This is a genomic window from Paenibacillus sp. 2TAB19 (assembly GCF_052115185.1).
Classification (GTDB): domain Bacteria; phylum Bacillota; class Bacilli; order Paenibacillales; family Paenibacillaceae; genus Pristimantibacillus.
The window spans coordinates 36,751-47,795 of record NZ_JBFRGE010000017.1 but is presented as its reverse complement, the minus strand read 5'-3'; the positions used below and the strand labels follow the sequence as shown (position 1 = coordinate 47,795).

The window sequence follows — 11,045 nt, the reverse complement described above, 5'->3', positions numbered from 1 at the left end:
GGGAGTAAAAACATGCAGACAATTCCATTTTTATAAGGGGAATGAGGAATGTCTCTCTCTATAGTTGACCATAATGATAGATAACAGATTGCGGCTCAAGAAGGGATTGAGGCAGAGATGATGAAAAAAGTAGGGTGGCTGGGCAAGCTCATCGCGTCGGGGCTTATCTTAAGCTTTCTATCGATATGGACGACGGGTTATATTGTTACGAGTTACGTAGATACGCTCCTGAAGCAATTCAACCTGCCGCTTGAGGTGCCGCCAATAGCGATGTCGGGTGTATGGGGCAAGCTGTGGGGCAGCGATCCTCCGCTTGCGAAGGAGGATGTTGCGGAAGGCGGAAGCGGGCAGGACAAGCCGGAGGCTTCATCTTCTCCGGAGGACACGACCGCATCAAGCGGCAACGGCGAGCAGGACGATGAGCCTGTAACGGAAGATGCTTTCGGAGAAATCGAGAATCCACCGCTTACGGATATCGGTATCGGAGGAGGAACGGAAGCGGGAGGATCGCCGTCGCAGCCCGATCAGGAAGTCGATGACAGCGGGGAAATCGACGGAACAGAGACGGCAATATCGACCGAAGATTTGACAGAAACGAAGGAGCAAATGTCGGATGACGACAAGGAAACGTTATTCGGGCTTCTCATGAGCAAATTACCGCAAGAATCGATGCAATTGATCTCCGGCTATGTAGAAGATGGTCTAACGGAACAAGAGCTGACAAGCGTTCAACAGATTATGGCACAGCATCTCGACAAAGCGGAATACGAGCAGATGATGAATATTCTGAAAAAATATTAATCTTCTTAACAGTTTGTAAAGGTTGCCCCATTTGTTAGGCATATGTTAAAGTATTAGGCGAGTGATCCGACAGGATAATTCGCTTTTTTTGGTTGATTAAGAAAAAAATAGTAGCTTTAACGCGAAAAGGAGACGATCATGACCGTTTTCAGGGACAAGGGTCGACTGCAGAAGGTATGGGACAAGACGACCCAGTACTTTAGACCTGCACGATCAGAACACTTGAATGGCAAGAAGCAGCAACAGCCCGCCAGCGTTCAGACGACTTCGCCGTTTTGGCGCAAGAAGCCGTTTGTAATCGTCGTTGGGTCGCTTGTACTCCTCACTGTAGCCGGATTTAGCGGAAGCCAATATGTAAAAGCAAACACAGTTCAATTCTACAACGTATATATGAATGGTACAGCCGTTGGCACGGTAGACCAACCTGAGGCAGTCGAGCTGCTAATACAGCAAGAAACAGCGAAAATGCAAGAAGCGAATCCGGACATCAAAATGGTATTGGATACCGGCACGATTACATACGCCAGTGAAAGTGCATTCAAGGCAGTCGCGGAGACCGAGGCAACGCTTGGTAAGCTGGAAGGAATGTTCACGACACACGCGGTCGGCGTGGAAGTGAAGATTGACGGCAAAGTAATCGGAATCGTGAAGGATCAGCAGACGGCAAATGATGTATTGCTTCGCGTGCAGAGCAAGTATGCACCTGAGCTGGCCGCCTCGCTTAAGAAGAAAAATGAAGTATCCGTATTGTCTTTCAACTCCGATTCGGAGCAGAAAGAGGCGGATGCCAAGGCGGAGACGCCTTCGAAGACGCCTGGCCGGGAAGTAACGGACGTAGGCTTCGTAGAAGACGTAGTGGTCGACGAGGTGGATATCGCGCCGGACGACATTATGCAAGCCGAGGATGTGTACAAGCTGCTCGTTCAAGGCAGCGTGAAGCCGACGAAATACACGGTTCAAGAAGGCGACTGTGTCGGCTGTATCGCACAGAAGTTCGATATTTCACCGCAAGTCATCTATGAGAACAATACTTGGATCAAGGATGATAAGATTACGATCGGCGATGTGCTTGATCTGACCGTACTGCAGCCAGAGCTCACCGTTACAACGTCGGAGAATCTGGTTGAGATTGAGCCGATCGCGCCGGCGGTTGAGATTCAGAAGAACGCGAGCATGCGTCTCGGCGAATCGAAGGTAATCAAGGAAGGCGTTCCGGGCTCGAAGCGCCTCACGTATAAGATCGTGAAGCAGAACGGCTACGTCGTTAGCGAAGAGCTGCTCACTAAGGAAGTACTGAAGGAAGCGGTAGCTTCGATCGTCATGAAGGGCACGAAAGTTGTGCTTGGCGAAGGCTCAGGCAACTTCGCAATGCCGGTTTCCGGCAGCAGGCTGTCCAGCAAGTTCGGCAAGCGTTGGGGMCGCATGCATACGGGTATCGACTTAACGGGCAACAAATCGATTCTTGCATCCGATACGGGCGTTATCGAATTTATCGGCAGCAAGTCGGGCACGGGTAAGACAATTATTATTAACCACAAGAACGGTTATAAGACGTTATACGGACACTTAAGCTCCTACAGCGTCAAGGAAGGCGCGATTGTCGAGAAGGGCCAGAAGATCGGGGTAATGGGCAGCACAGGTAACTCCACTGGCGTCCACCTTCACTTCGAAATCATTAAGAACGGCACGAAGGTTAATCCATTAGGGTACTTATAATACTTATAATTTCATACCAATAGAGATAAAGGGGCGTTAGCTTCGCTGTTGCACACAGCGGGGTTGACGTTCCTTTTTTTGTGGGTTCGATCATCCTTGAATTTACTCTAGAGGCGTTTTATATCATGAGCGAAGTTTCATTGTGAACGAGGAGTGGGTGTATGTTAGAATATAAGGGATTACAAGGACAAGATACGGGCGGTGTAGCGATGCACGGAAAAATATTAGTGGTCGAYGACGAACAGCCGATTGCAGATATAATAAAGTTTAATTTGGAGAAGGAAGGCCATCAGGTCATCTGCGCTTTCGACGGCGGTGAAGCGGTCAGATTGGCGTTCGAGGAGAAGCCTGATCTGATTCTTCTGGATCTGATGCTGCCGGTCAAGGATGGCATGGATGTGTGCCGCGAGGTGCGCACGAAGCTGCAGATGCCGATCATTATGCTGACGGCCAAGGATACGGAGATCGACAAGGTGCTTGGTCTTGAGCTTGGAGCGGATGATTACGTAACGAAGCCGTTCAGCACGAGGGAGTTGCTTGCTCGCGTGAAGGCGCATTTGCGCCGCCACAATAAGCCGGCTGCGACAGGTTATGGCGATGCGGGAGCGGGAGGACAGCAGATCGATCTGAATGCCGCGCCGGAACAAGAGAAGCAGGGGCTTAAGCTGTTCAACCTGTTCATTGATACGGATATGTATGTCGTCTATAAGGACAATACGCCGCTTGATCTGACTCACCGCGAATATGAGCTTGTCTACTACATGGCTCGCAACAGCGGTAAAGTCATGACGAGAGAGCATTTGCTGCAGGCGGTATGGGGCTTCGAATATTTCGGCGACGTTCGGACGGTAGACGTGACGATCCGTCGTCTGCGCGAGAAGATCGAGGATGATCCTAGCCGTCCGGAATATATTTTGACGCGGCGCGGACTTGGTTATGTGATGCGTAATCCGAAGTCCGGCGGATTTGGTTACGGATGAAAGGGAAATCCTTTTTTCGCACCATTCAAGTAAAGCTCGTTATTATCTATTTGCTGCTTATTCTCGTGGCGATGCAGCTGATTGGCGTCTACTTTATTAGTACGGTCAAAAACTCGCTGATCGAGAGCTTCACGAACAACTTGAAGGAGCAGGCTGATATCTTATCCAAGTTCGCCGCGCCTAGCTTGTCGCCGAAGCTGGAAGCGGATAGCGATAGCTCGGAGAATACGACCGAGACGCTTAGTCTTGTCGTGCGCAATTTGTTCAGTATTAGCGGCGCCGAGGTGCAGGTGCTGGACTCGAACGGCAAGATCGTCGCCACGTCGCAGCAGATGCAGCAGTCGGATATCGGCAAGAAGAACAATGAGCTTGCGGTTAGCCGTGCCTTGCAGAACATTCGAGACAATGAAGAAGAAATTATAGATGAAGACAATATGCATAAGAAGATGATTGCCCAGCCTGTCGTGTTGAACGAAAAGGTCGTAGGCGCGGTCTATATTGTTGCCTCCATGAACGATCTGTATGACACGGTGAACCGGGTTAACCAGATTTTTTTCTCGGGTACGTTAATTGCGCTGGGACTTACCGGCGTTCTAGGCGTGCTGCTCGCGCATACGATTACAAGTCCGATTCAAGGCTTGACGAAGCAAGCCGAGGCGGTAGCGGAGGGCAAATTCGACTTCCAGGTGCCGGTGCTTGGCGATGACGAGATCGGCAGGCTGAGCATGGCGTTCAACGATATGACGATTCGGCTTAAGGATGCGTTATCGGTCAACGAGGAGGAGAACGAGAAGCTCGCTTCGATTCTCTCCAATATGAGCGACGGCGTCGTTGCTGCGGATGAGCATGGCAAAATCATCGTATGGAATCGCCGCGCCCTAGAGTTGCTGGATGTACGTTCCTGCGAGGGATATGAGCTTCCCACGCTGCTGGGCCTCTCCGAGCAGAAGCTGCAAGAGCTGCAGCAAGGACGCGGACAGACGCTGCTGCTCGATCGCGGACAGGATGTGGAGCATCTCAGCGATGAAGAGGGCGATGTGCTGCGCGTGACGTTCACGCCGATACACCGCCGGGACAAKGGTATTACGGGCACGATAGCCGTCTTGCAGGACGTAACGGAGCAAGAGAAGCTGGAGCATTCGCGCCGCCAGTTCGTGGCGAACGTCTCGCATGAGCTGCGGACGCCGCTCACGACGATCAAGAGTTACGCGGAGGCGCTTAATGACGGCGCGCTCGAGGAGCGCGAGCTGTCGTCGCGGTTCGTCGGCGTTATTAGCAACGAGACGGAGCGGATGATTCGCCTCGTCACCGATCTGCTGCATCTGTCGCGGCTTGACTCCAACCAGGCGCCGCTTAGACGGAGGCAGACGAACGTGCATGATATGCTCGACGAGGTGGCGGATCGCTTCTCGTTCCAGCTGCGCCAGAAGTCGATTAAGGCAACCGTCCGCGTGGACTCCGGCTTGCAGGACGCGTGGCTGGACCGTGATCAGATCGACCAGGTACTCGATAACCTCATATCGAATGCAATTAAGTACACGCTCGATGGCGGCAAGATTGAGCTGACGGCCCGGAAGCAGCAAAGCTCTGGGACGATCGCTATTAGTGTGAAGGATACGGGGATCGGTATTCCGAAAAAGGATTTAAGCCGTATTTTTGACCGCTTCTATCGGGTGGACAAGGCTCGCTCGCGGAACATGGGCGGCACGGGACTCGGTCTATCGATTGCCCGGGAAATTGTGAAGGCGCATGGCGGCTCAATCGCGCTGGATTCCGAACTCAATGAAGGAACGACCGTAACATTCACGCTTCCATTGCTGCAGGAAGGGGGCGAGATTGCATGATAGAGAGATTCAAAACGGGGGCGCTAATTGCGCTTGTTGCAATCAGCCTGATACAAAGCTATTTGCTTGCCTATAGTATGCCCGGTCTTAACGCCACCGTCCGAAGCGATCAGAACTATGCAAACTCTGAACCGATGGGACGCGAGATGAGTGTAGAGAGCGTGATCTTTCCGGATCAGCTTATCGTTCATTTGGGCGACAATAAGCATACGGTTATTTTGCCGGGTACCCAGTTCTATGAGATGATCTTGAATCAACGGATCAAGGGGCGGGAATTCAAGGGCTTCCAGCGCAATCCGGCGAACATGCTCGATTGGGACGAGGTTCGGAAGAACGATATCGGCATCGAGCTGCGCTTCGATAGCGGCGTGCCGGTGGAGCTGCTCCAGAAGCTGCTCAAGCTGGAGGGCGACCTGCTGTTCTTGAACGAGACGATTAACCGAATCTGGATCTTCAAGACGACGGGTACGGAAGAGGTGCGTACGTTCTTCTTCGCGGATGACGGGCAAATGGTGTATGAATCGGTACGCGCAGACTTGACGGTGCGCGACGTGCAGGACTATGTAGGCTTCGGCCAATACCAGCCGACGTATACGATGACGGCCGACGGCCTGTATTATCCGGACAATCCGATCGTCGCGTCGGAGATCGTATACCCTTACGAGACGTATTCGCCCGACCTGATGCAGCGCAACCTGTTCTTCGATCCTAGCACGACGAGAACTTGGGAGGACCGCAACGGCTCACAAATTTATACGGACGGCAAACGGGGCTTGCAGGTTGAGCAAAATGGCATGTGGATTAGTTATACAGACCCTGCCGCCCCGCAAAATATTGAAAATGCGCTTAGCGACAATGTGTTCGCGTCCGTTGAATTCATTAACGACCATGGCGGCTGGGACGGTGTGCATCGTTTCGTCAATCCTGGCTTATCGAGTAAAGGGAAGCTTGTGCTGTTCCAGCAATACATCGAGCATTACCCGGTCATTGAATCGGCGCCGTTCCATTACGGTTATATGAGATTGGCGCTTCAACAGGGCGTCGTTACCGAATATGCACGTTCCTTGATTACGCTCGGCGTGAAGGAAGAGAGCAGGAAGGAACGCTGGCTGCCGGGAGGCGAGCCGCTTCGCAAAACGCTGCAATCGTTCGGGCGACGCAGCGAAGTCATTGCGTTATTCCCTGCATTGCAGGCCCTGCCGGTGGAAGAGAAGAAGATGCGTTTCACCCCTGTATGGGCCGTACGGCTGCAGGATGGTTCGGAGCATTTACTCGAGAATGCATATCCATACGGATATGAGCCTCCGAAGCAGGAAGAACCGAAGAAGGAAGGCAATGCGGAGAACTCGGGCAATCTTACGCTCGGCGGCAGCTCAGGAAATGGACGGACCGGTTCGCTGAGCTCGCTTAGCAATGCGGGGCTGCTGGCGAATAAAGCGGCCGGCGGGGAGCCGAATTGAACAATTAATTGACCGGTGAAGCGGTTATGGAGGTGAAGGCGAGTGGATTGGAGTAGAGCGAAGAGCGTGCTTATTTTCTCGTTCCTGCTGCTTAATATTTTGTTAGGCTATCAGCTATGGCTCGATATTCGGGAGCAGGTGAACGTGAACGTCAATTCGGCAGAGCTGCCGCAGGACAAGGTGCTGCTTATGCAGCAAAAGGGCATATCGCTGAGTGCCAATCTGCCGCTGGAGACCCCGGAGCTTCGCGATATTACGTATTTGCTGCATTCGGACAGCAGGAAGAATGCCCAGCCGATTATGCTGGAGACGGCGGTCGACGGCCGGATTGTTTTCACGCAATCGGAACTGGTAAAGACGCTCGGGAGCATTATTCCTGAGCTGAATCAATATGTTTATGACCAGCTCGTTAGCGATGACGGCGTGTTCGTCCTGCATCGTATAACGGAAGGGCGGCCGATGTTCGATGTGAAGCTGGAGCTGCATCATAGCTTTCAGAAAATAACGGGTTATCAGCAGGATCGGATCGAGATTCTAAGCAGGGGCGATGCGAAGCAGGTGTTGCCTGCGGCCAAGGTCGTTGCCAGCTTGATAGAGACGTACTTGCCGAACGGCGCGGTTATTACCGATATACAGCTGGGCTATCACGGACAAATCTTTGACTCCGAGAAGCAAGTGTCCGCGCCTTCCTGGCGGGTCATGCTGGAGGACGGTCAAATCTATTATGTTCATGCGATCAGCGGAGAAGTTACGACGGATGAGGAACAAGTAGAGACGGTAGGACTTAGGTAGCGAGTGGGTTCGCAGCGCAGGTGGGGAGTCCTTCCTGTGTTTAGTGTTTAGAATATAGGGGATTCGTCCATTTATTTATTAAGAAGTGAAGCGAAAATCAAATAAAGTAGCCAATTAGCGGGAATTTATCTGCTAATTTCTAGTAAATGCCGTTGATAGACAGGATATTGCGAAACTAGAGAGAAATGATAGATAGATACGTGCGTATGCCGTATGTATGGGCAGAAGGGATAGGACGGGCGGTTATGGGATTACGATTCACGGTACTGGCAAGCGGTTCAACGGGAAATGCGACAATCGTGCAAGGCAGTGAGAAGACGGTGCTTGTCGACGCGGGACTCAGCATGAAGAAGCTGGATGAGGTCATGCGGGAGCAAGGAATAGCCGGGCATCATATAGACGCGCTGTTCGTTACGCATGAACATTCCGATCATATTAAAGGATTAGGCGCGTTCGCGCGCAAATACGAGCTGCCGATCTATGCGAACGAGGCAACGTGGGGCGCGCTTGAGCGTCACGTCGGCAATATCGCACCTGAGAAGCGCGTCATTATGGAGACGGGCGAGGCGCTTGATTTTGGCCCGATGAAGGTGCAGTCTTATCCGATCTCGCATGATGCGGCGGAGCCGGTCGGGTACACGTTCGAAGAGCGGGGCGAGAAGCTGAGTCTGGCTACAGACCTAGGTTATGTAAGCGAGAAGGTGAAGCGTCAGATCATCGATTCCGATGTACTGGTGCTCGAATCGAACCACGATACGGAAATGCTCCGCATGGGGCGTTATCCTTGGAATATTAAGCGCCGAATATTGAGCGATGTCGGCCATTTATCGAACGTAGCGGCAGGCGAGGCGCTGTGCGAGCTCATGACGGATCGAACGAAACGCGTCTATTTGGCTCACCTTAGCCTTGACCATAATGTAATGGACTTAGCGAAATTAACGGTCAATTCTATATTGGAAGACCACGGAATATTTTATAAGAAGGAAGAGCATCCGCTGCGCGAGACGCACCATGACAAACCTACCCCATGGGATGAAGTGAGGCGGAAATAAGCGATTCCATCTGTGCATCAAGCTCTTCTTGCTTGGCGCTAAGCTCTTCTCTCGTTAGCAGACCTTTCTCTATGAACAGCTCTAGCATGGCGCTAAGAGCGAGGACGGTGCGGTAGTGGTCATCCTTCAGATCTGCGAGCTTGGCAACGAGCTGAACATGCTCCCATGAAGCGGGGGATTTGGATTTCATAATGGCTTCTCTCCTTCAATGAATGAATAGTTACATGAACGTTATCGCTATGAAAAATGATGCAGCAAAAACTGTAGAAATGATTGTGCTTCCTAACGAATCTATTATTATTTTAGTCAATTCTTCCGAAAACATTCCTAGATACCAAAAAATAGTCTTGATGTCGGTAGACATTGAGAGGAGCGATAGCGATGGGCTTATTCGACGACGATTTCTACTCGACAAAGGTTTCTCGGCGCGCGCGTGTCAGCAAGCGAGAAGACTTTGCGTTTCCTTATAAAAGTGGCGGCCGAAAATGGTCAAATGTAAAGGTCGCCTTCGTATCATCTTTCACCAGCGCCATCGCTGCGACTCTATTGTTCGGAGCATTCTTCGGCGGCGGCGGAGATAGCGGAAGCGGTCCTTCCGCGAAGGCTGCAGCCGGGGTCATCCAGACGATGGACGCGTCGGAGCGGGCTATTCAAGCGTCGGCTAAAGTAAGACCAGCCGTCGTTAGTATTGTGAACGAGCAAATGTATTCGCTCGGCGGCGAGGCGCTAGAGGAAGGCAGCGAAGACAAGGGCACGCTGCGCGAGGCTGGCGTCGGTTCGGGCGTTATTATATCGAAGAACGATGGCAAGGCGATCATCGTGACGAATCATCACGTGATCGACAAAGCGGTATCCGTGAAGGCGGTTCTCATGAATGGCGAGAAGCGCGAGGCGCGTATTGTCGGCAAAGATCAGATTACCGATCTAGCGGTACTGGAGATCGATGCGAAGGGCATTGATGTTGTGGCAGAGATTGGCGACTCTTCGGCGCTACGCGCAGCAGAGTTCGTCATTGCAATCGGCAATCCGCTGGGACTTGGCGATTCATTGTCGCAGGGCATCGTCAGCCGGACGCATCAGATCATTCCTGTCTCGCTAAACCAAGATGGCGTGTATGACTGGGAGCAAGAGGTTATTCAGATCGATGCGTCCATTAACCAAGGCAACAGCGGCGGTCCGTTGATCGATATGAACGGCCATGTGGTTGGCATCAACAGCATGAAGATCGCCGACTTTGGCGTAGAAGGCATCGGCTTCGCTATTCCGATCAACAACGCGATGCCGGTTATCGAGAGCCTGCTGAAAAACGGCTTCGTGCCGCGTCCGTACCTGGGCGTGTATACGATGGACCTGGAGCAATATTGGGAACAGCAGAGCATGGCGGAAGCTTTCGAAGGCGAATTGTCCGAAGAAGAGGACGGCGGCGAAGCGCCGAAGGCGGAAGACAAGGATGAGGCGGCAACTGAAGAAGGCGGTCAGGAGCTTGGACTGCCGGATGAGGTGTATGACGGCGTCATCGTCCTTGAGGCGGTCGGTCCGGCTCTGGATGCCGGCCTTGCGTTCAACGACGTAATCGTGAAGCTGGATCGCCAGTCGATCGGCAGTACAATGGAGCTTCGCAAATACTTGTACGACCAGAAGGAAATCGGCGACGAGATCGAGGTCACGTTCTACCGCGAGGGCGAACTGAAGACGACGAAGTTCAAGCTTGGCGTGAAGGATGACGAGGAGTAAGCCTTTGAGCGGAGAGTAAGGATGTATATGAATGATAAAGAATGCAGGATTCGAACGGGCAACCGTTTGGATCCTGTTTTTTTGTTTGTTTGCTTTTGCCTAACGAATTCAGAAGCGCTTATTGTTGGATAGGAGAGGGCATTTGGTCGTTAGCGAATCCAGAAACACTTATTTCTCTGAAATGGCACTCTAATGCATCGTACTTGGGTGAATAAGGTTCGCTCGATTCGTAAGGATGCCGAATATAGGGTGAAACAGCGAATAAGCGTTCTACGATTCGTTACTGGGCTAAAAAACATGATGATTGTTAAGTGATTAGCGATCGTGTGGTTGGATTGGAAACTTCTAACGTACTTCTTAACTTCACAGCATACGACATTTTCTGATATGCTGGAGATAGCGAACAAAATCAAATTATCAACTAGGGATAGGAAGCGAGCAGATTATGTATTGTGTATGTAAAGCTCATATTGAGAACGCGTTAGATAGATTCGTAGATGAGTATGAGGATGCGCCGGACGTGGTCGATTTAAAGGAAACGCAGTTCGCGGATTGGGATCCGCCGCGCAAGTGCGATTTGTGTGAAGAAGCAGCCACTTTCCTGGTGGTGTAACGGGTATATATTCGGTCGGCGGCTGTTGTTTACGGAAGGAATGGATGGTCGTG

The 11,045-nt window shown here is 51.7% G+C and carries 10 protein-coding genes; 9 read left to right on the top strand and 1 reads right to left on the bottom strand.

The window, feature by feature from the left end; translation table 11 throughout:
* The first annotated feature begins 117 nt into the window (after positions 1-117).
* The 7 genes from AB4Z33_RS10195 to AB4Z33_RS10165 all read left to right on the top strand — a co-directional run bounded on the left by AB4Z33_RS10195 (position 118) and on the right by AB4Z33_RS10165 (position 8,645).
* Positions 118-801, top strand: coding sequence for a hypothetical protein (locus AB4Z33_RS10195; RefSeq protein ID WP_442049830.1), 684 nt, complete (start codon positions 118-120; stop codon positions 799-801).
* A gap of 138 nt (positions 802-939) precedes the next feature.
* On the top strand, positions 940-2,517 hold the full coding sequence (locus AB4Z33_RS10190) for a peptidoglycan DD-metalloendopeptidase family protein (protein ID WP_442049829.1): 1,578 nt from the start codon (positions 940-942) through the stop codon (positions 2,515-2,517).
* Positions 2,518-2,726: 209 nt separating this feature from the next.
* Positions 2,727-3,497, top strand: coding sequence for a response regulator YycF (yycF, locus tag AB4Z33_RS10185; RefSeq protein ID WP_337103881.1), 771 nt, complete (start codon positions 2,727-2,729; stop codon positions 3,495-3,497).
* Positions 3,494-5,341, top strand: a complete 1,848-nt coding sequence (gene walK, locus AB4Z33_RS10180) for a cell wall metabolism sensor histidine kinase WalK (protein ID WP_442049828.1) — start codon at positions 3,494-3,496, stop codon at positions 5,339-5,341. The genes yycF and walK overlap by 4 nt, the downstream gene beginning before the upstream one ends.
* Positions 5,338-6,801, top strand: a complete 1,464-nt coding sequence (locus tag AB4Z33_RS10175) for a YycH family regulatory protein (RefSeq protein WP_442049827.1) — start codon at positions 5,338-5,340, stop codon at positions 6,799-6,801. The genes walK and AB4Z33_RS10175 overlap by 4 nt, the downstream gene beginning before the upstream one ends.
* A 42-nt stretch (positions 6,802-6,843) precedes the next feature.
* Complete coding sequence (gene yycI / locus AB4Z33_RS10170) at positions 6,844-7,593, top strand: two-component system regulatory protein YycI (protein WP_442049826.1); 750 nt, start codon at positions 6,844-6,846, stop codon at positions 7,591-7,593.
* A 245-nt stretch (positions 7,594-7,838) separates the two neighbouring features.
* Positions 7,839-8,645 (top strand): MBL fold metallo-hydrolase, encoded by an 807-nt coding sequence (locus AB4Z33_RS10165; RefSeq protein WP_337103882.1) that lies wholly within the window; start codon positions 7,839-7,841, stop codon positions 8,643-8,645.
* On the opposite strand, the gene AB4Z33_RS10160 is transcribed toward AB4Z33_RS10165, so the two are convergent.
* Positions 8,614-8,835 carry a hypothetical protein gene (locus AB4Z33_RS10160; RefSeq protein WP_337103872.1) on the bottom strand — a complete coding sequence of 74 codons (222 nt, stop codon included), beginning with the start codon at positions 8,833-8,835 and terminating at the stop codon, positions 8,614-8,616. The two genes, AB4Z33_RS10165 and AB4Z33_RS10160, sit on opposite strands and share 32 nt — an antisense overlap.
* A 191-nt stretch (positions 8,836-9,026) precedes the next feature.
* Here AB4Z33_RS10160 and AB4Z33_RS10155 point away from each other — a divergent pair, with 191 nt between their 5' ends.
* Both AB4Z33_RS10155 and AB4Z33_RS10150 read left to right on the top strand, forming a co-directional pair.
* The gene (locus AB4Z33_RS10155) at positions 9,027-10,379 is read left to right on the top strand and encodes a S1C family serine protease (protein WP_442049825.1); all 1,353 of its coding nucleotides are present in this window, start codon (positions 9,027-9,029) and stop codon (positions 10,377-10,379) included.
* 445 nt (positions 10,380-10,824) lie between these two features.
* Positions 10,825-10,992: a CxxH/CxxC protein gene (locus tag AB4Z33_RS10150; protein WP_307204279.1), complete on the top strand. Its 168-nt coding sequence runs from the start codon at positions 10,825-10,827 to the stop codon at positions 10,990-10,992.
* Positions 10,993-11,045 lie beyond the last annotated feature (53 nt).

Bases quoted from the DNA above. Each gene is read 5' to 3' on its own strand.
- AB4Z33_RS10195 (WP_442049830.1), top strand. From the start codon at position 118: ATGATGAAAAAAGTAGGGTGGCTGGGCAAGCTCATCGCGTCGGGGCTT.
- AB4Z33_RS10175 (WP_442049827.1), top strand. From the start codon at position 5,338: ATGATAGAGAGATTCAAAACGGGGGCGCTAATTGCGCTTGTTGCAATC.
- AB4Z33_RS10165 (WP_337103882.1), top strand. From the start codon at position 7,839: ATGGGATTACGATTCACGGTACTGGCAAGCGGTTCAACGGGAAATGCG.
- AB4Z33_RS10160 (WP_337103872.1), bottom strand. From the start codon at position 8,835: ATGAAATCCAAATCCCCCGCTTCATGGGAGCATGTTCAGCTCGTTGCC.
- AB4Z33_RS10155 (WP_442049825.1), top strand. From the start codon at position 9,027: ATGGGCTTATTCGACGACGATTTCTACTCGACAAAGGTTTCTCGGCGC.
- AB4Z33_RS10150 (WP_307204279.1), top strand. From the start codon at position 10,825: ATGTATTGTGTATGTAAAGCTCATATTGAGAACGCGTTAGATAGATTC.